Here is a 19,770-nt window from a genome sequence, read left to right on the forward strand (position 1 = left end):
GCGGGCATCCACATCTGGGAGCGCTCCCACGCCGAGCGCCACCCGCACCTCTCCAGAGGAGCCCGGACGTGAAACGACGCAGAACCGCCCTGTTGTCCCTGACGGCCCTGCTGGCCACCGCGCTCACCGCGCTGCCCTCCGCACCGGCCGGGGCCGAGGAGGTCGAGCAGGTCAGGAACGGCACCTTCGACACGACCATGGACCCGTGGTGGGCGACCAGCAACGTCACCGCGGGTCTGTCCGACGGCCGGCTCTGCGCCGACGTCCCCGGCGGCACGGCCAACCGCTGGGACGCCGCCGTCGGGCAGAACGACATCACCCTCGTGAAGGGGGAGTCCTACCGCTTGTCGTTCAGCGCGACCGGCACGCCCGCCGGGCACGTCGTGCGGGCCATCGTCGGCCTGTCGGTGTCGCCGTACGACACCTACCACGAGGTGACACCGCAGCTCAGCGTCTCCGGCGACACCTACTCCTACACCTTCACCGCACCCGCCGACACCACCCAGGGCCAGGTCGGCTTCCAGCTCGGCGGCAGCGCGGATCCCTGGCGCTTCTGCATGGACGACGTCTCCCTGCTCGGCGGGGTGACGCCGGAGCCGTACGAGCCCGACACCGGGCCCCGGGTCCGCGTCAACCAGGTCGCCTATCTGCCCGCCGGGCCGAAGAACGCCACCCTGGTCACCGACGCCACGGCGAAACTGCCCTGGGAGCTGAGGACCTCCGGCGGGAAGACGGTCGCCCGGGGCACGACCGTGCCGCGCGGCGTCGACGCCTCCTCCGGGCAGAACGTCCACTCGATCGACTTCGGCGCGTACCGCAAGAAGGGCACGGGCCTCACACTCGTCGCCGACGGCGAGACCAGCCGCCCCTTCGACATCGACGCCAGCGCCTACGAGCGGCTCCGGCTGGACTCGGCGAAGTACTACTACACCCAGCGCAGCGGCATCGCGATACGCGACGACCTGCGGCCCGGCTACGGCCGCCCGGCCGGTCACGTGGGCGTGGCCCCCAACAAGGGCGACACCGACGTCCCGTGCCAGCCCGGCGTCTGCGACTACACCCTGGACGTCAGCGGCGGCTGGTACGACGCCGGCGACCACGGCAAGTACGTCGTCAACGGCGGCATCTCCACCTGGGAGGTGCTGAGCACCCACGAACGCGCGCTGCACGCCCGCACTGGCGACGCCGGCAAGCTCGGCGACGGCACGCTCGCCATCCCCGAGAGCGGCAACAAGGTCCCCGACATCCTCGACGAGGCCCGCTGGGAACTGGAGTTCCTGCTCAGGATGCAGGTGCCCGACGGCAAGCCGCTGGCCGGCATGGCCCACCACAAGATGCACGACGAGCAGTGGACCGGACTGCCGCTGCTGCCCAGTGACGACCCGCAGAAGCGCGAACTGCACCCGCCGTCCACCGCGGCCACCCTGAACCTCGCGGCCACGGCCGCACAGGCGGCCCGCCTCTACCGGCCCTACGACAAGGCGTTCGCCGACAGGGCCCTGGCGGCCGCCCGCAAGGCCTGGTCGGCGGCGCTCGCCCACCCCGACCGCTACGCCTCCGAGAGCGACGGCATAGGCGGCGGCGCCTACGCCGACAGCGACGTCACCGACGACTTCTACTGGGCGGCGGCCGAGCTGTACCTCACCACAGGTGAGAAGCGGTTCCAGGACTACGTCCTGAAGTCGCCGGTCCACACGGCCGACATCTTCGCCCCCATCGGCTTCGACTGGGCCCGCACGGGCGCGGCGGGACGGCTCGACCTCGCCACGGTGCCGAACAGGCTGCCTGGCCGGGACAAGGTCCGCCAGTCCGTCGTCAAGGGCGCCGACCGCTACCTGGCCACCCTGAAGGCACACCCCTACGGCATGCCGTACGCCCCCGACGGCAACAAGTACGACTGGGGCTCCAGCCACCAGATCCTCAACAACGCCGTCGTCCTCGCCACCGCGTACGACATCACCGGCGCCTCGAAGTACCGGGACGGCGCGCTCCAGAGCATGGACTACATCCTGGGCCGCAACGCCCTGAACATCTCCTACGTCACCGGCTACGGCGAGGTCAGCGCCCAGAACCAGCACAGCCGCTGGTACGCCCGCCAGCTCGACCCGAACCAGCCGAACCCGCCGAAGGGCACCCTGGCGGGCGGACCGAACTCGAGCATCCAGGACCCCTACGCACAGAGCAAACTCCAGGGCTGCGTCGGCCAGTTCTGCTACATCGACGACATCCAGTCCTGGTCGACCAACGAGCACACGATCAACTGGAACGCCGCCCTGACCCGCATGGCCGCCTTCGTGGCGGACCAGGGGTAGGAGGCGACCCGAGCGCGCCGGGTGCCGGGGGAGTCCGCCGACAGGACGCCTCCGGCACCCGCGCGTAGCCTGGTGTCATGCACGCGGTGCGGGTAGCCGGCATCGAGGTCGCCTACGACCGGGTGGGCCAGGGCCCGCCCCTGGTGCTCGCGCACGGCGCCACGACCGACGCCCGCCTGTGGCGCCCGCAGATCGCGGACCTGGCTGACGAGTTCACCGTGGTCGCCTGGGACGAGCCCGGGGCCGGCCGCTCCTCCGACGTACCGCCCTCCTTCGTCCTGGCGGACTACGCCCGCTGTCTGGCGGCCGTCATCGAGGACGTGGACCTCGGTCCGGCGCACGTGCTCGGCCTGTCCTGGGGCGGGACCGTGGTGCTGGAGCTCTACCGCCACCACGCCGAGCTCGTCCGGACGCTGCTCCTGGTGGACACCTACGCCGGCTGGAAGGGCTCGCTGCCTCCGGCGGAGGTGCGGTCGCGGGTCGAGGGGGCGGAGCGGATGCTCGCGGTCCCGGCCGAGGAGTTCGCACCGACCGTGCCCGGCCTGTTCGCCGGGCGGCCACCGGCCGAAGCCGTCCGCCTGCTGTCCGTGATGTCCGCCGACACCCGGCCCCGGAGCATGCGGACGGAGCTCACCATCATGGCCGGGGCCGACCTGCGCGACCTGCTGCCCAAGATCACGGTGCCGACCCTGCTGCTGTGGGGCGAGCTGGACACACGCTCGCCGGTGGACCTCGTCGCCCGTCCCCTCCTGGAGGCGATCCCCGAGGCCACCCTGGTCGTGCTGCCCGGCACCGGGCACCTCAGCAACATCGAGGCCCCGGAGCCGTTCAACCGGACCGTCCGGGAGTTCTGTCGCGCCCGCTCCTGACCACGAGTTCCCCGGGCCGCTCATGGGCGGTCAGGGTGTGCAGCCGGGCCTGGTCGAGCGGCTCATGCACCTCGACGTACTCGCCGTGCGGCAGCCGCTTGATCACGCCGGTCTCCCGGCCGTGCAGCACCAGCTCCCGGTCGCGCGACTGGAGCCCCAGGCAGATCCGCCGGGTGATGAAGAAGACGACCGCCGGGACGACGAACATCGCGATCCGCACCGCCCAGGTCACCGTGTTGATCGACAGATGGAAGCGGGTCGCCACGATGTCGTTCCCGCCACCCGCCAGCAGCACCAGGTAGAGGCTGATCCAGGCCGCCCCGATCGCCGTGCGGACCGGGCGGTTGCGGGGCCGGTCCAGCAGATGGTGCTCGTGCCCGTCGCCGGTGAACCTGGCCTCCAGGAACGGGTACACCCCGATGAAGAGCAGCAGCAGCGGGAACACCACGATCGGGATGAACACGCCCAGCACCAGCGTGTGGCCCCCCAGAGTGATCTCCCAGCCGGGCATGATCCGCACCAGCCCCTCGGCGAAGCCGAGGTACCAGTCGGGCTGGGCGCCCGTGGACACCTGGTCGGCGCGGTAGGGGCCGTACGACCACACCGGGTTGATCGTCGCCACCGCCGCCATCAGCGCGAGCACCCCGAACACCAGGAAGAAGAAGCCGCCCGCCTTCGCGAGGTACACCGGCATGAAGGGCGCGCCCACGACATTGCGTTCGGTGCGCCCGGGGCCCGCGAACTGGGTGTGCTTGTGGTACACGACCAGCAGCAGGTGGGCCACGATCAGCGCCGCCATGATCCCGGGGATCAGCAGGACGTGCAGCGAGTAGAAGCGCGCCACGATGTCATGGCCCGGGAACTCGCCGCCGAACAGGAACATTGCCAGGTACGTCCCCACGATCGGCACCGACAGCAGCGCGCCGTGCACGAACCTCAGGCCCGTGCCCGACAGCAGGTCGTCCGGCAGCGAGTAGCCGAACAGGCCCTCGAACAGGCCGAGGAAGAGCAGCAGCCAGCCGAACAGCCAGTTGACCTCCCGCGGTTTGCGGAACGAGCCGGTGAAGAAGTGCCGCATCATGTGCGTCAGCATCCCGGCGACGAAGACCAGCGCCGCCCAGTGGTGGAGCTGCCGGATCAGCAGCCCGCCGCGCACGTCGAAGCTGATGTCCAGCGTCGAGGCGTAGGCCTCGGACATCCGCACGCCGTTCAGCGGTGTGTAACTCCCCTGGTACGTCACCTCGTTCATCGACGGATGGAAGAACAGCGTCAGATACACACCGGTGAGGACCAGCACCACGAAGCTGTACAGGCAGATCTCGCCGAGCAGGAAGGACCAGTGGTCGGGGAACACCTTGCGCAGGTACTTCCGGCCGAGCGTGTGGGTGCCGAGCCGGCCGTCGAACCAGTCGGCGAGACGCTCGCCCCGTCCGGCGCTCACACCGCCTCCCTGGGCAGGTGGGCGAGCTTGTCCGGGTTGGCCACGACGTAGATGCCCCGCACCCGGTCGCCCTCCGGGGTGAGGTCCAGCACCAGGACGGCGAACGGCGCGTCGCCGTCGAACAGCACCGCCGCGTCGTCGCCGTTGACCCGCCGGTAGCGGAACACCGGGTTGCTCGGGCCGCCCCGTCCGGACGTGAGCAGGCGGGCCACCTTGTCCCGGCCGTGCACCGGGCGCAGGCTCGCCGGCTTGCGCTTGCCACCGGCGTCCGTCCACGCCGTGACGTCCGGCGCGAGGACCTCCATCAGCTCGGCGATGTCACCGCCGAGCGCCGCCCGCACGAACCGCTCGGTCGCCTCCCGCCGCACCCGCGGATGCGCCTCGTACCGCGGCCGCCGCGCGTTCACGTGCTCGCGGGCCCGGTGCGCCAACTGCCGTACGGCGGCGGGGGAGCGGTCGATGATCCCGGCTATCTCGGCGTGCGGGTAGCCGAACACCTCGCCCAGGACGAACACGGCCCGTTCCAGCGGGGTCAGCGACTCCAGGACCACCAGCATCGCCAGCGACACCGACTCCGAGCGCAGGGCCGGGCCGTCGGCGGTGTCGGCGCCCTCGTCGGCGACCAGCGGCTCGGGCAGCCAGGCGCCCACGTACGTCTCCTGCCTGCGGCTGATCACGGCCCGGCGCCGCAGCGCGTGGTTGACCGCCACCCGGACCAGATAGGCCCGGGGATTGTCGACGCCGGCCAGGGGAGCGCCCCCGCCGCGGGCCGTCCAGGACAGCCATGTCTCCTGGAGGACGTCCTCGGTGTCGGCGACGCTGCCGAGCATGTTGTAGACGACGCCGAACAGCAGCTCGCGATGGTCCACGAACACCCCGGTCGCCTCGTCGAGCGGGGCTGCGGTGCCGGGGACGGGGATCTCGGTCATGCGTGGTCCTCCCAGAAGACGCGGTCACTACTGCGAGCCGCCGGGGAGCCCGGAATGTGACATCGGGAGGTGTGATGTGATGCAGATCTCAGCGGATGACCCGGGCGCGCCGCCTCCGGTACCGCGAAGTCTGCCCTCTGACCTGCTGGTATTTACGAGTCAGTACCCGAGCGGTACCGTGAGGACATGCCAGCTCTCAACGTGGAGTTCAGCGACCGCGAACTTGAGGACCTGCGGCAGATCGCCAAGGAGCGCGGTACGTCCATGAAGGCACTCGTGCGCGAGGCGGCCGCGGCCGACATAGCCCGCCACCGGGCCCTCCAGGAGGGCGCGGAGGCCTTCCGCAGGTTCTTCGCGACCCACGCCGACGAGTTCGCCGCGGCCTTCCCTGACGACGAACCGCCCAGCAAGGGCGAAGGGCGGGCCGCCTGACCGATGGCACCCGTCATCCATATCGACGTGCCCTGGCTGCTTCAGCGCCACGAAGAGGTCCTGCCGGACCAGCCCACCGTCAACGACTTCTCCGCGCTGGTCGCCGCCGTCGCCCGGCACCGTGTCGACCCGCCGCGCCTCGGGGTGAACTCCGACGCGGCCTGGCGGGCCGCCGCGCTGCTGCACACCATCACCGTGCTCCGCCCGCTGCCCTCGGCCAACGCCCGCTTCGCGTGCGCGACGGCCGTGGCCTACATGTTCGTCAGCGGCGTCGGCATCGACCCGCCCTACGGTGCCCTCGTCGACCTCGCCCGCGACCTGATGTCCGGCACCACCGACGTCTACGGCGCGGCCGACCGGCTGCGGTCCTGGCAGATCTGAAAAGGTCGAAAACCGGTGCGACCGGCGCGCATGTGTTCCCGTCTCTGACTTTCTGTCAATGGGCTTGATGTTGCACGGGCGCCTTGTTGGCCGTGTGGGGGTTGTGCAAGAGTGAAACAGACGTGCGGGGGGAATGGCCGAGTGTCGCACGCGTTTTGCAGACCGGGTCCGATTCGCCGTCGGTGAATTCGCACCTCCCGCGCCGCGCCAAAAGAGGTACGCACCCACCGGGCTCCTTTTTCGGCGGCAGGACTTCTGTGTGTCACATGCGCGTGGGAAGGAACCATCTCAGTGCCCACCCCCCACCCCCCTCGTCCTCCGTATCCCCCGCCCGGCGGGGATGCCGGGGAATCCGATGAATCTCTCGCCGCCCCCCTGAGAGGCAGCCCGGAGGGCGGGGTCGCCGCCCATTCCGTCGCGCTGCTGATGGCGCGGCACTGGCAGCCGGTGCACCAGTACGCGGTCATCTGTCTCGCCTCGTCGGCGCAGGTCGCCGAGATGGTCACGGGGACCGCCTTCCACCGGACCCTCAACCGCCTCGCCTTCGGTGAGTCGGCCGTCGCGCTGCGCCCGGCGCTTCTGGCGACCGTGCGCGACACGGTCCGGGAGTGGTCCGGCGACGATCGAATATCCGCCGTACTGCCGGCCTTGCAGAAACCGGCCGGAGGGCGCGGGCTGCGCGCGGCGACGTCCATGACGCCCGAAAATCGCGCCCTCGCGGAGCGGGCATTTCAGGCACTTCCCGCAGCCGCACGCTGTTTGCTCTGGCACGTCGAGGTCGAGGCCGATCCTTTAAGCGTCCCGGCCGGCCTCCTGGGCATGGATACCGACATCGCGTCGGCCGCACTCGAACAAGCGCGTGCCGCATTCCGTGAGGGTTGTGTACATGCCCATAGCGAACTCGCGCCGACCCAGGATTGCCGCTTCTACAACCGCCTCCTCGACGTCCCGATCCGCCGGGGCGGCGCACTGCTGCCCGACGTCCAGGAACATCTGGCGCAGTGCCGCTACTGCCGGAACGCGGCCGAACAACTGAGCCATTTCGAGGGCGGGCTGGGCCCGCTGATCGCCGAAGCGGTACTCGGCTGGGGAGCCCGCCGCTACCTCGACTCGCGCCCGGGCCGGTCCTCGCACGGCACGCGGGGCAAGCGTACGGGCCGGCGCGGCGGAGGACGGGGCGACGGGCGGCCCGAGGGCGGACGCCACCGCCTGCTGTCCCGGATCCCCATGCAGGTCCGCCGGGTCCCGGGCGCGCGCATCCCGGACGCGATGCGCTCCTCACGGGCGCTGCTCTCGGGCGTCGGCGCGGTGTCGGCCGGGGTGCTGGCGACCGTGCTCATCATCAACGTGTCGTCCTACGACGGCGGCCAGGCCGACCCGGCCGGCTCCAGCAGCGCCGCCGGCGGCACCGGCGCCGAGTCCGTGACGCCGCCCGACACGGCCAGGCTTCCCACGGGGGCACCGGGCGTGACGCGGCTGCGCAACGCCGGCGCCGGCCTGTGCCTCGACGTCCGGGACCTGCCGAAGGAGGGCTCGGGGACGAAGCTGGCGGAGTGCTCGACGGCGTGGACCCAGCAGTGGACGTTGGAGACCGACGGGCTGCTGCGCAGCGTCGCCGATCCCGGCCTGTGCCTGGACTCGCACAAGGACGCCGGCGTCGTCGTCCTCGGCACCTGCGCCGAGGAGGACGCCGAGCGGGGCGAGGACGTGCGCTACGACCTCACCGTGCAAGGGGAGTTGCTGCCCCGCTGGGACGAACAGCTCGCCCTCGCCTCCACCAACGACGACCCCGGCGCCGACGTCGTCGTCAAGGTCCGCGACCGCTCCGACGAGCAGCGCTGGCAGGCCGAGCCCGTGCCGACGACGGCGGGCTCCCTGTCGATCGAGGAGCAGGAGGGCCCGACGTCCCGGCAGGTCACCCTGCCCCGCGGGGGGACGGCGTGAGCACAGGCCCCGGGGCCTGAGCGGGGCTGCGCGGCGCACGTGTCGCGCAGCCCGCCTGTCAGGCCGGTTCCTCGACGAGGTCGGCCGGACCGATCGTGCCAGGCGTGGCGTGGCCCGACAGGGCGAGGGTGAGGTCGAGTTCGGCCAGCAGGCAGCGGATGACGTGCTCGACGCCCGGCCGGCCGTCCAGGCCGAGACCGTAGACGTACGGGCGGCCGACGAGGACGGCGCGGGCGCCGAGGGCGAGTGCCTTGAAGATGTCGTCGCCGGTGCGGATGCCGCTGTCGAAGAGGACGGTGAGCCGGTCGCCCACGGCCTGGGCCACGCGGGGCAGCGCGTCGGCCGCCGCGACGGACCCGGCCACCTGGCGCCCGCCGTGGTTGGAGACGACGACACCGTCCATGCCCGCTTCGGCGGCCTGCCGGGCGTCGTCCGGGTGCAGCACGCCCTTGAGGACGATCGGGCCGTCCCAGTTCTCCCGCAGGAACGCCAGGTCCGGCCAGCTCTTCGCCGGGTCGGCGAACATCCCCACGAAGTGCATCACGGCCGCGTTCGGATCCTCGTGCACCGGCTTGGCCAGACCCGCCTGGAAGGCCGGGTCCGAGAAGTAGTTGGCCGTGCCGACGCCGTGCAGGAACGGCAGATACGCCTGGTCGAGATCGCGCGGCCGCCACGCCAGCAGCGGCGTGTCCAGGGTGACCACGAGCACGCTGAACCCGGCCGCCTTGGCTCGGTTCAGGAAGCTGCGGGCCACCTCGGGGTCCCTGGGCCAGTACAGCTGGAACCACCGCTCGGCGTCGCCCATCGCCTCGGAGACCTGCTCCATGGGCGTGCTCGACGCGGACGACAGGACGAAGGGCACGCCCTGCGCGGCGGCGGCCCGGGCCGCGGCGGACTCGGCGTCCGGGTGCATGATCGACAGCACCCCGACCGGGGCCAGCGCCAGCGGGGCCGGCAGGGCCCGGCCCAGCACCTCCACCGACAGGTCCCGTTCGTGCACGTCCCGCAGCATGCGCGGCACGATCCGACGACGCTCCAGGGCCGCCCGGTTGGCGCGGCTCGTGCTGCCGTTGCCCGCGCTGCCCGCCACATAGCCGACCGGGCCGGGCCCGAGCCGCTGCTCGGTCAGCTCCTCCAGCCGGGTCAGATCGGTGGGCAGCCGGGGTACGGCACCCGTCATCCCGTTCAGGTAGATCTCGTACTGGAAGTCCGCCCAGTGTCTGCCCACCGTACGCAACCGCCTCTCGTCGTCTCCTCGTCGAGACCGTGCCCGACGGCCGACGATACCGAGGGGTGTGCGACGGCGGATCAGGGGCGGCCCCCCGCCGCGTCCAGGAGGCGAGCGAGTGCGTGCGGCTGCGAGAACATCGGCCAGTGGCCGGTGTCCAGCTCCACGAGCTCCCAGCTGTCACTCTTGAGGAGCTCGGCCACCGCCGGCATCGGCTCGTCCCCGTCGAGGAGGCACTTCACATACGTCGCCGGAAGGTCGCCCAAGGGGCCTGCCGGCACGGCCGGTTCGGTGAGTGTGGCACCCGGATGCGGGGAACCGCCGACGATCCGGGCGATCTGCTCGTCCGTCAGTCCCTGCCCCGCGTACTCCGGCGCGCCGAGCGGCGGCCAGAACCCGTCGTGCTCGGCGATCGCCTGCCGCACGGCGTCGCTCGGCCAGCCCGACAGGAACGACTCCCCGTCCACCGGCACGTTCGCGTCGACGAACACCACGCGCCGCAGCCGCTCCCCGATCCGCTGGGCGGCCTGCCCGACGGGTATGCCCGCGTAGCTGTGCCCCACGAGGACGACGTCGCGCAGGCCGAGGCGCTCCACCTCGTCGACGATGTCCCGCACGTGCGTCTGCTGCCCGGCCGGTACACCCTGCTTCTCGGCGAGGCCCGAGAGCGTCAGCGGATGGACGTCATGCCCGGCGCCGCGCAGCTCCGCGGCCACCTCGTCCCACGCCCACGCCCCGAGCCACGTCCCCGCCACCAATACGAAGTCGGTCATGCCGGCAACGTAGCCGAGGGGTCCGACAACGCCCCCTGCGCGCCGGGCCCGGTGATCGGCGGCACCGGCACCTCGAGGGTCCGGGCCAGCCGCGCGCCCTCGGGCCCGTACACCGCCCGGGGTTCGGGGAACAGCCGCAGCAGCGTCAGGAACAGCACCGCCGCCACCACCAGCGACACGGGCAGACCGATGTCGACCCCGTTCGCGAGGTCGCCGAGCGGCCCGACGAACTGCCCGGGCAGGTTGGTGAAGAGCACGCCGGTCAGCGCCGAGACCCACCAGGCGGTCATGCCCCGCCAGTTCCACCCGTGCGCGAACCAGTAACGGCCGCCGCGCTGACGGCGGTTGAAGACCTGGAGCGCCTCCGGGTCGTACCAGCCGCGCCGCGTCCAGTAGCCCAGCATCATCACGACCATCCACGGAGTGGTGCAGGTGATGATCACCGTGGCGAAGGTCGAGATGGACCGGACGAGGTCCAGCCCGAACCGGCCGGCGAAGACGAACCCGATCGACAGCGCGCCGACCAGTAGCGTCGCCTGCACCCGTGACAGCCTCGGGAACACCGACGAGAAGTCGAGCCCGGTCCCGTAGAGCGCCGTCGTGCCCGTCGCCATGCCGCCGATCAGCGCGAGCAGGCACACCGGCAGGAAGAACCAGCCCGGCGAGATCGCGAGCAGCCCGCCCACGAAGTCGGGGGCCGCCGGATCGACGTACTCCGGCGCCTTGCTCGCGATGACGCTCGCGGTCGTCAGACCGAACAGGAACGGCAGCAGTGTCGCGATCTGCGACAGGAACGCGGCCCCGACCACCTTCCGGCGCGGGGTGCTCGCCGGGATGTAGCGCGACCAGTCGCCGAGGAACGCCCCGAACGACACCGGGTTCGACAGCACGATCAGGGCCGCCCCGATGAACGACGGCCAGAACAGGGCCGTCGTCGCCGCGTCCGCCGAGTCGGTGAAGGCGCCCGCGTACGAGGGGTCGAAGTCGCCCGCGAACGCCACGGCGCCGAGCAGGAACAGCGCGCTCGCCGAGGTCACCGCGATCTTGTTGACGAACAGCATGAACCGGAAGCCGTAGACGCACACCGCGAGGACCAGCACCGCGAACAGCGCGTACGCGACGGCGTAGGACAGGTCGCCCCGGTCGAGGCCGAAGAGCCGGTGGGCGCCGCCGACCAGGGCGTCGCCGGAGCTCCACACCGAGAGGGAGAAGAAGGCCACGGCCGTCAGCAAGGACAGGAAGGAGCCGACCACGCGGCCGTGCACACCCAGGTGCGCCGAGGACGACACGGCGTTGTTGGTGCCGTTGGCCGGGCCGAACAGCGCCATCGGGCACAGGATCAGCGCGCCCGCGACGACCCCCAGGAGCGTGGCCGTGAGGCCCTGCCAGAAGGAGAGGCCGAACAGGATCGGGAAGGCGCCGAGGACGCAGGTGGAGAAGGTGTTGGCACCGCCGAAGGCGAGCCGGAACAGGTCCAGCGGGGTGGCGGTGCGCTCGGTGTCGGGGATGCGCTCGACACCGTGGGCCTCGACCTCCGTCAGGGACGGGGGAGGCGCGGCGGGGGAGGGGAGGTCGGCGCCCGGGGGATGTTCGGCCGGCGAGGACAAGAGGGCTCCAGCGGGGACGGGGCGGTGGAGCGCGGGGTGGCGCGGCGGCGTCGCGGACGGCCGCTCGCCGGCGCCTGGGTGTGCGGCGGCGTGCGGAGCCCGTCCTCTGGGGTGCTGCCGACGGTAGGGCGCCGCAGGCGGACGACACCAGAGGACGGTTCATCCATTCTCTGCGCTGTGAGTGGACCAATCCTCCACTCTATGGTCACTCCTCGTCATCCGTGTGCTCGGTGTGATCCGCTCGATCCGGCTCGGCGTCCGGCCCCTGGGCCCGGACCCGCTGCACGTGTTCGAGGGAGTCACGCAACTCCGCGAGCCAGTCGTCGGTGTGACGCTGGACCAGGCGCACGCACCAGGCCAGCGCGTCGCTGCGGCTGCGGGCGACGCCGCCGGCGATCAGGGTGTCGAGGACCTGGCGCTCCGGCTGGCGCAGCCGTGTCATCACGGGCGCGGCCACGTGCGTGAAGAGCGTCCGCCGTCCGCCGCACTCCACACCCCAGGACACCTTCCGGCGGAACCGGTGCTCGGCCTCCCGGGCCACGGCCATCCGGTCCTCACGCGTGCGTTCCCGGAAGTCCTGCACCCGGCTCTCCAGGGCCGCCTCCCGCTCGGCGGCCGGGGCGTCCTCGGCCAGCCGGGGTTGGGGGATGCGGCCGATCACGGTGATCTCCTCGCGGTCGACCGTGATCTCGGTCAGTTCCTCGAAGAGGTCGTCGGGAAGGCGGCCGGCGAACCAGCCGCGCAGTTTCTCTCGCTGCTCTGTCGTAATCATGTAATGACGATTACTCCGCCTGAGCATGAACACAAGGGGTCGCGAAGCAGTCGGCCGAGAGCGGAATCGGAATGTTTCAGGCCTATTAACGAACCCGCGGAAATCGGCCATCTGGCCGCTTCGTGATCCCGGAGCCCGCGCGGTTACGGGCTTCACACGGGCGCGTTCCGTAACTTCACGCCACTGATTCAACACGCAAGGTTACTGAAACCGGTGGGGTCGATGTGTGTTTCGGGGGCGGACTCGGCAGACTCGCGGTCGCCGCCCCGGGCACCGATCGAGCACGGGCCGGCACACCCTGTAATCGAGCGGAAGGATGCACACAATGCGGAACACCGCGCGCTGGGCCATGACCCTCGGCCTGACGGCCACCGCCGTCTGCGGACCCCTGTCCGGGGCCGCGCTCGCCAGTCCGGGTCAGGCCCCCACCGCGCTCTACGCCCCGTCGGCCCTCGTTCTCACGGTGGGCCACGGTGAGAGCGCGGCCGCAGCGACTCCGGAACGCGCGGTCACCCTGACCTGTGCCCCGAGGCCCTCCGGCACGCACCCGGTCGCCGCCTCGGCCTGCGCGGAACTGCGTGGTGTCGGCGGCGACATCCACGCCCTGACCGCCACGGACGGCGTGATGTGCACCAAGCAGTACGACCCGGTGGTCGTCACCGTCGACGGTGTCTGGCAGGGGCAGCGCGTCTCCTACGAGCGCACCTTCTCCAACGAGTGCGTGAAGAACGCCTACGGTTCCGGCGTCTTCGCGTTCTGAGAGACCGGGATCGCGCCGTTCCCGTGAGACACAGCGGCTCGAGGCTGGGGAGCCGGGCCGCTGTCGCGGGGACCTGCGATCTCGTACAAGGGGGCCGGTGGGCGGAGTGGGGCCGCCCGCCGGCCCCTGGGCTTGCCGCCCACCGCGACCGGGCTCAGGCCCGGTCGCGGTGGCTCGTGTCGCACCACGGGTAGCGGCGGCTGCGGCGGCACGTGCACAGGGCCACGCGGAAGCGGTTCGAGGTGACGACGGAACCGTCCTCCAGCTCCACCTCCACCGGGCCCTCCACCAGCAGTGGGCCCTTGCGCTGGACCGTGACGCGGCGCGGCGCCGCGGACCGGTCAGACGGGGAGTTCGGCACGGACGACCACCAGCTCTTCCTTGTCCTCGGCGGGGGGCAGCAGCCCCCGCTCCCGCAGCCAGCGTTCCCGGCCGCGCAGCACCGGGCCGAACGCGATCCGCCGCCGGCACGTCACCGCGGCCTTCAGGCCGGACGAACGCAGCTGCCCGACGGTCAGGTCCGGGCCGCTCAGCGCGGACTGCACCAGCAGCAGCACCCCGCCCGGACGCAGCAGCTCAGGCGCCTCCCGGCAGATCCGGTCCACGACCAGCCGTCCGTCGTCACCCGCGTCCCAGGCGCGGGCCGCGCCCCGCGGCCGTCGGGCGCCGTCCGGCGCCGGCACGTACGGAGGGTTGGCCAGGATCAGGTCGAACGACTCGCCGCGCACCGGATCGAAGAGGTTCCCGTGCCGGATGCGGACCGGCAGCCGCGCTCGTACGGCGTTCAGCCGCGCGGCCCACACCGCCCTCCGCGACACGTCCACGGCGGTCACACGGAAACCCTGGCGCGCGGCCTCCAAGGCCAGCGCGCCGGTGCCGGTGCCGACGTCCAGGACCTCCGCGCCGGGCGGCAACGGCTCGTCGAACAGAGCGCCGGCCAGCAACTCGGTGTCTTCCTGTGGGGCGTACACGCCCGGGGGTACCAGTGGGTTCACGGTGCTCGGGTACCCGGGCAATCAGGAGATATGGGCCGCTTCCAGGGCAAGTGGGGCATGCAGTGACGAACGCGACGCGCGCCAGTCGGCGAGCAGCCGGGCGGCGAAGCGGTCCTCGACGAACTCGGTGGCGTCGATCCCGAACGCGACGTCCGGGGCCAGGTGCGGCTCATCCTCCAGCAGGCCGCCGATGACGTCGTGGCGCACCACCTGCTCGTGGACCGCGTCGGCCTCGACGTGCTCGTCGTAGAAGTGCTCGGCCGCCGGCCCGGCGCCGGTGCGGCGCATCGCCTCGGCGAGTCGCCGCGATCCCGGTGACGAGGTGATCTCGACCGTCGCGAAGTGGCCGACCAGGGCGCCCCTGAGGGCCCGGTGCAGGCCGAAGAGGGACATGAGGTTCACCGTGACCAGGGCCTCGGCACACGCCGCGTCGAGGTAGCGGCCGTACGTGGTGTCCAGGCCCAGGTCCGTCATCAGGTCGGCGAACAGCCGGGCGTGCACACGGTCGGCCCGGCCGCCGCCCCACTCGTCGAACTCCACCGCCGCCATCGCCGCCTTCGCCCGGCCCCACAGCCGCGGCAGCACCCAGGCGTGCGGGTCCGCCTCCTTGAGGTGGTACAGGGAGCGCTGCGCCGCGTACTCGCGCAGGTGCCACAGCTCGCCCTCGTCACGCAGGAAGTGGGTGACCCCCGCGCCGTCGACGGGCTCGACCAGGAGGTCCGCCAGCGCCTCGTCCACGCTGTCGTGGACCGGTGCGTCGGCACGCAGGGCGGACAGGAAGCGGTGCTCCAGGGCCGCCCGGACGCGCAGCAGGCCGGGGTCCCACTCGCGGTCGGTGGGCACCCCCGCGAACCCGCGGTAGTGCAGCTCGTAGCACAGGTAGAGCGCCAGCTGGAGATCCTCTCCGTACACCTCGGCACGGGCGACGTCCTCGAGGCGGGGCAGCCGGCCCGCTCCCCGCAGGTATGCCTCGACGCCCCCGCTCAGCGGGCCGCGCGGGGGTGGCAGTCCTGGTTCTTCACGGTGGTGCTCCATGCGCACCGGGTACCCGCCCGGCGCCCGGGGTCACCTACCCGCGTAGCACCGGCGTGGAAAGCCACCGGCGTGGAAAGGCACCGGCACGTCATGGAGGGGGGCCGGGCGTGGGCCCGGCCCCCCTGACCTCCCCCATTTCAGTCCCCGTGGGACTCCTCCTGGGCGCCTGTGTTGGGGGTGATGGCCTCTCCGGCCTCGCCCCGGTGGCGGCGCTGCTCGGTGGAGTCCTGCGTGCGGTTCTCGGCGTCCTCGATCTCGCGCAGGACCTCCTCCAGCGCCGTCTCGGGCTTGTTGTCGGAGCTGTCGTGATTCTTGTCCTGGGACACGGGGGTCTCCTTCCTGCGTTCGGTGCGTCCGTCCGGTCCGCCGGTGCTCAGCTGGAGGCGGTGGCGATGCGCAGCGGCACCGGGTCGGGCGGGGCCGCCTCCTCGTTGCGGCGGGTGACCTCCGCCCACCAGGCGGGGCCGTCCTCGATGTGCCGCAGCAGCACGCCCTCGCGGATCGCCCAGGGGCAGACCGTGACGGACCTGATGCCGGTCAGTTTCATCGCGGTGTGCGCGACCACCGCTCCGGCCAGGCTCTGCGCCGCCCGCGGCGCGGAGATGCCGGGCAGCAGCGCGCGTTCGGCGGCGGGCAGGGCGGCCAGCCGCGGGATCGCCTCCCGCAGCGCCGCGCGGTGCAACTGCCGGTCCACGAACGGGCCGTGGCGTCCGGGTGCCGTACCGCACAGCCGTCCCAGCTGCTGGAAGGTGCGGGAGGTGGCGACCGCGGTGCGCGGGCCCTCCCAGCGGATCCGCGCCGCGACGTCCCGCAGCTGGTGGCGGACCTTGCGGCGCAACGCCCGCACCCGCTCCGGCGACGGCGGGTCCTCGTCCTTGAAGAACTCGTGGGTGAGCCGCCCCGCGCCCAGCGGCAACGACGCCACGAAGTCGGGCAACCGGCCGCGCCCGAAGGCGACTTCGAGCGAGCCGCCACCGATGTCGAGCAGCGCGAGCGGCCCCGACCGCCAGCCCATCCAGCGCCGGGCCCCGAGGAACGTCAGTTCCGCCTCGACCTCGCCCGGCAGGGTGCACAGGTCCACACCCGTACGGGTCCGGACCGTGTGCAGCACCTCGTGCCGGTTCGGCGCGCCGCGCACCACGGCGGTCGCGAACGCCAGCGGGCCGGCCGCACCCCACCGGGTGGCGGTCCGGCTCGCCTCGGCGACCGCGTGCACCAGCTGTTCGACGGCCTGCTCCGGGATGGGTCCCCCTGGTGTGACCTGCTCGGACAGCCTGAGCCGCCACTTGGCGGTGTGCACCGGAAGCGGTACGCCGTCGTCCGCGTCCGCGACCACCAGTCTGACCGTGTTCGATCCCACGTCCACCACGCTCATTCGCATGGGCCGTGGGTACCCACTTCTGACAGAGCCCAACGATCCGGTCCCCGGAGTACGGCGAAGACACGCCACCCGGCAGACCGCGGATCCTCACGCCATCTGGCGCCGCACCAGCTCGTGCAGCCGGCCGTTCGTGTCGGCGAGCAGCTGGGCGGGCGGGCCCTGCTGGACGACCTTGCCGTCCTCCATCACCACGACCCGGTCGGCGTCCAGCACGGTCGACAGCCGGTGGGCGATGACGATCCGGGTGGCGTTGAGGGCCTTGGTGCTCTCGATGACCGTGCGCTGGGTCTCGTTGTCGAGGGCGCTGGTCGCCTCGTCGAAGAAGAGGATGCGCGGCCGGCGGATCAACGCCTGGGCGATCATCAGCCGCTGGCGCTGGCCGCCGGAGACGGCGCCGCTGCCCGAGACGATCGTGTGCAGGCCCATCGGCATCCGCTTGATGTCCTCGGCGAGCCCGGCCATCTCGGCCGCCGCCATCGCCTCCTCCGGCGTGTACGGCTCGGTGCCGCAGATGACGTCCAGGATCGAGCCGGTGAACGGCTGGGCGTGCTGGAGCACCACACCGCACTGGCGGCGCACCGCCGACTGGTCGAGCGCGGCCAGATCCTGACCGTCGTAGAGGACGCTGCCCGACACCGGGCGGTCGAAGCCGATCAGCAGGCGCAGCAGCGTCGACTTGCCGCAGCCGCTGGGGCCGACGACCGCGACGAACTCGCCCGGCCGCACCTCGAACGACACGTCGTCCAGGACCAGCGGACCGTCGTCGGAGTAGCGGAAGGACAGCCGCCGCGCCTCGAGCGCCCCGGAGAGCGGGCCCGGACGCGTGCTCGCCGTGCGCACCTCCGGCGTCGCGTCCAGCACCGGCTTGATCTCCTCGAACAGCGGCAGCGCGGCCACGGCCGAGACGAACGCGTTCGTCAGCTGGGTCACCGAGGTCAGCACCATCGTCACCGAGGTGTTGAAGGTGAGGAACGCGGCCGCCGACATCGAGCCCCGGGCCGGGCCCGCCAGCAGCATGAACATCAGCAGCGTGCACAGCGGCAGATACACCGCGCCCAGCACCGACGTGAGGTTCTTGATGCGGCCGACCTTCTGCTGGAGCTCACGACTGCGCGCGAACTGGGACGCCCACGCGGCGTACGCGTAGTTCTCGGCGGCGGCCACCCGCAGCTTGGGCAGACCGCGCAACGTCTGGAAGGCCTGGTTGTTCAGCTTGTTGGACAGCACAACCAGCCGCCGCTGCCACCGCACCTGCCACAGCCCGAGCCCCAGGAACACGGCCGCGATGACGACGAGCATGCCGACCGCGGCCATCGCCATCGGCACGCTGAACCACAGCAGCAGCCCCAGGTTCATCGCCCCGACCGTCACCGACTGGGCGACCGTCGGACCGACTCCCGCCAGCAGTCTGCGGATCGAGCTGATGCCCATGGCCGCGCTGGCCAGTTCGCCGGTGGAGCGCTCGGTGAAGAACCTCGTCGGCAGCCTGAGCAGCCGGTCCCACACGGCCGGCTGGAGCGTGGCCTCGACCCGGCCCTCCAGCCGCAGGATGGTCAGGTTCTGCAACAGCATGAAGGCCGCCGCCACCACGCTGCTGAGCATCACCGCCAGGCACACCTGCACGATCAGGTCCGTCTGCGCCTTCGGCACGAACTCGCCGAGCACCTTGCCGGTCGCGATGGGCACCAGCGCGCCGATCGCCACCGTCACCAGTCCGCTGAGCAGCAGCCCCGTCAGGTCGCGGCGCGTGCCCTGCATGCAGAACCGCAGCAGCCTGAGCGGGCTGAGCCGCCGCTCGGGCAGCGGGCGGTAGAACATCACCGCGCGCGGCTCGAACTCGTCGGCGTTCGCCTTCTCGATCGGTGTCTCACGCCCGGTCGACGGATGGACGGCGACATATCCGCCGCGCCGCCACAGCAGCGCCACCGGCGCGCCGGACAGGGCCCGGTGGCCGACCAGCGGCCCGACGTCGTCCCGCCACCAGCGGCCGTCCAGGCGCACGGACCGGGTGCGGACGCGGGAAGCCAGGGCGACCTGCTCGACCGGGTCGAGGCGGTCGCCGCCGGTGCCCTTCTGGGTGGGCTCGGTGAGGCTGATCCCGGCCGCCTGCGCGGCGAGCTTGCACGCCGCGTACGTGGCGTCGGCGTCGGCCGCGGTGGTCCGCTTCGACGACCGCTTGCCGATCGACGCGAGCAGCGTCTGGTCGGCCTGGGCGCGCACCGCCTCACCGGCCTTGATGCCCTCGGCCGTGCGCGACTCGTGGGTGCGCTCCAGCTGTTCGATCCAGCGGTCCAGCGTGGTGAGCAGCCGGTACTGCTGGTCGACCATGGACTGCCACAGCGCCGGGTCCATCAGCAGGTCGGCCGCGGCCTCCGCGCCGTACAGCGAGCCGTACTGGACGCTGCCGGGCGGCACCTGCATCCAGAACACGTCGTCGTCCGTGGGCGCGGCGGCCCGCTCGGTCGCCATCGGCGCCTGGAAGAGGATGGACAGGCTGCGGCCCACCCCCAGGGCGAGGGCGTACTCCAGCGGGCTCGTCGTCGGCGGCACGTACTGCGGGTTGCCGTACTCGTCGTACGACCAGGTCGCGGTGTTGGCGGGCTGGTACAGCTCGCGCAGGCCGATGCGGTGCACCACGCAGTCCCGCAGCGGGCGGGCCACCAGGGTGTGCTGGGGCCCCGCCACGGGCCCGAGCACCAGCGAGCCCGCCTCCAGGCGGCCCAGGTGGTGCCAGTGGCCCTGCTGGCCGGCGTCCACCGCGAACAGGTCGACGGCACCCGACGCGACCAGCCACAGCACCTGCGGGCCCTCCAGATCGAGGCGGTTGAACCCGGCGCAGTCGATGCGCGAGCCCATCTGCCCGAACGCGTTGAGGACGAGGTCACCCTCGTGTCCCTGAACGGCCGTCATC

18 protein-coding genes are annotated in these 19,770 nt (G+C 72.0%); 6 read left to right on the forward strand and 12 right to left on the reverse strand.

Annotation, left to right across the window (positions count from 1 at the left end; translation table 11 throughout):
• Positions 1-68: 68 nt before the first annotated feature.
• Together CP976_RS39105 and CP976_RS39110 are read left to right on the forward strand one after the other, a co-directional pair.
• Positions 69-2,312, forward strand: a complete 2,244-nt coding sequence (locus CP976_RS39105; protein WP_150484592.1) for a glycoside hydrolase family 9 protein — start codon at positions 69-71, stop codon at positions 2,310-2,312.
• 77 nt (positions 2,313-2,389) lie between these two features.
• Positions 2,390-3,181, forward strand: a complete 792-nt coding sequence (locus tag CP976_RS39110; protein WP_150484593.1) for an alpha/beta fold hydrolase — start codon at positions 2,390-2,392, stop codon at positions 3,179-3,181.
• On the opposite strand, the gene qcrB is transcribed toward CP976_RS39110, so the two are convergent.
• Positions 3,141-4,622, reverse strand: coding sequence for a cytochrome bc1 complex cytochrome b subunit (gene qcrB, locus CP976_RS39115; RefSeq protein ID WP_150484594.1), 1,482 nt, complete (start codon positions 4,620-4,622; stop codon positions 3,141-3,143). The two genes, CP976_RS39110 and qcrB, sit on opposite strands and share 41 nt — an antisense overlap.
• Positions 4,619-5,551, reverse strand: a complete 933-nt coding sequence (locus CP976_RS39120; RefSeq protein WP_150484595.1) for a sigma-70 family RNA polymerase sigma factor — start codon at positions 5,549-5,551, stop codon at positions 4,619-4,621. The genes qcrB and CP976_RS39120 overlap by 4 nt, the downstream gene beginning before the upstream one ends.
• A 186-nt stretch (positions 5,552-5,737) precedes the next feature.
• Here CP976_RS39120 and CP976_RS39125 point away from each other — a divergent pair, with 186 nt between their 5' ends.
• The 3 genes from CP976_RS39125 to CP976_RS39135 all read left to right on the forward strand — a co-directional run bounded on the left by CP976_RS39125 (position 5,738) and on the right by CP976_RS39135 (position 8,308).
• Positions 5,738-5,983 (forward strand): hypothetical protein, encoded by a 246-nt coding sequence (locus tag CP976_RS39125; RefSeq protein WP_003994883.1) that lies wholly within the window; start codon positions 5,738-5,740, stop codon positions 5,981-5,983.
• Positions 5,984-5,986: 3 nt separating this feature from the next.
• A complete protein-coding gene (locus tag CP976_RS39130; protein WP_086604073.1) occupies positions 5,987-6,364 on the forward strand; it encodes a toxin Doc in 378 nt (125 codons plus the stop codon).
• Positions 6,365-6,655: 291 nt separating this feature from the next.
• The gene (locus CP976_RS39135) at positions 6,656-8,308 is read left to right on the forward strand and encodes an RICIN domain-containing protein (protein WP_150484596.1); all 1,653 of its coding nucleotides are present in this window, start codon (positions 6,656-6,658) and stop codon (positions 8,306-8,308) included.
• A 58-nt stretch (positions 8,309-8,366) separates the two neighbouring features.
• Here CP976_RS39135 and CP976_RS39140 read toward each other — a convergent pair whose 3' ends face one another.
• The 4 genes from CP976_RS39140 to CP976_RS39155 form a co-directional block, all read right to left on the reverse strand.
• Positions 8,367-9,536 (reverse strand): lactate 2-monooxygenase, encoded by a 1,170-nt coding sequence (locus tag CP976_RS39140; RefSeq protein ID WP_150484597.1) that lies wholly within the window; start codon positions 9,534-9,536, stop codon positions 8,367-8,369.
• A gap of 80 nt (positions 9,537-9,616) precedes the next feature.
• Positions 9,617-10,309, reverse strand: a complete 693-nt coding sequence (locus CP976_RS39145; protein WP_150484598.1) for an alpha/beta fold hydrolase — start codon at positions 10,307-10,309, stop codon at positions 9,617-9,619.
• Positions 10,306-11,916 (reverse strand): purine-cytosine permease family protein, encoded by a 1,611-nt coding sequence (locus CP976_RS39150; protein WP_190147032.1) that lies wholly within the window; start codon positions 11,914-11,916, stop codon positions 10,306-10,308. The genes CP976_RS39145 and CP976_RS39150 overlap by 4 nt, the downstream gene beginning before the upstream one ends.
• A gap of 205 nt (positions 11,917-12,121) precedes the next feature.
• On the reverse strand, positions 12,122-12,688 hold the full coding sequence (locus CP976_RS39155) for a hypothetical protein (RefSeq protein ID WP_150484599.1): 567 nt from the start codon (positions 12,686-12,688) through the stop codon (positions 12,122-12,124).
• Between the two features lie 325 nt (positions 12,689-13,013).
• On the opposite strand from CP976_RS39155, the gene CP976_RS39160 reads away from it, so the two are divergent.
• Complete coding sequence (locus CP976_RS39160; protein WP_150484600.1) at positions 13,014-13,448, forward strand: protease inhibitor; 435 nt, start codon at positions 13,014-13,016, stop codon at positions 13,446-13,448.
• Between the two features lie 154 nt (positions 13,449-13,602).
• On the opposite strand, the gene CP976_RS39165 is transcribed toward CP976_RS39160, so the two are convergent.
• The 6 genes from CP976_RS39165 to CP976_RS39190 all read right to left on the reverse strand — a co-directional run bounded on the left by CP976_RS39165 (position 13,603) and on the right by CP976_RS39190 (position 19,769).
• Positions 13,603-13,809, reverse strand: a complete 207-nt coding sequence (locus CP976_RS39165) for a CDGSH iron-sulfur domain-containing protein (protein ID WP_150484601.1) — start codon at positions 13,807-13,809, stop codon at positions 13,603-13,605.
• Positions 13,790-14,443: a HemK2/MTQ2 family protein methyltransferase gene (locus CP976_RS39170; RefSeq protein ID WP_229876388.1), complete on the reverse strand. Its 654-nt coding sequence runs from the start codon at positions 14,441-14,443 to the stop codon at positions 13,790-13,792. Before CP976_RS39170 ends, CP976_RS39165 begins: the two co-directional genes overlap by 20 nt.
• Positions 14,444-14,464: 21 nt before the next feature.
• A complete protein-coding gene (locus CP976_RS39175) occupies positions 14,465-15,478 on the reverse strand; it encodes an iron-containing redox enzyme family protein (protein ID WP_150484603.1) in 1,014 nt (337 codons plus the stop codon).
• A 137-nt stretch (positions 15,479-15,615) separates the two neighbouring features.
• A complete protein-coding gene (locus tag CP976_RS39180; protein ID WP_150484604.1) occupies positions 15,616-15,804 on the reverse strand; it encodes a hypothetical protein in 189 nt (62 codons plus the stop codon).
• Positions 15,805-15,851: 47 nt separating this feature from the next.
• Positions 15,852-16,859, reverse strand: coding sequence for a Ppx/GppA family phosphatase (locus CP976_RS39185; protein ID WP_150484605.1), 1,008 nt, complete (start codon positions 16,857-16,859; stop codon positions 15,852-15,854).
• Between the two features lie 87 nt (positions 16,860-16,946).
• Positions 16,947-19,769, reverse strand: coding sequence for an NHLP bacteriocin export ABC transporter permease/ATPase subunit (locus tag CP976_RS39190; RefSeq protein WP_150484606.1), 2,823 nt, complete (start codon positions 19,767-19,769; stop codon positions 16,947-16,949).
• Between the last annotated feature and the right edge of the window lies 1 nt (position 19,770).

The organism is Streptomyces coeruleorubidus, from assembly GCF_008705135.1.
GTDB lineage: Bacteria > Actinomycetota > Actinomycetes > Streptomycetales > Streptomycetaceae > Streptomyces > Streptomyces coeruleofuscus.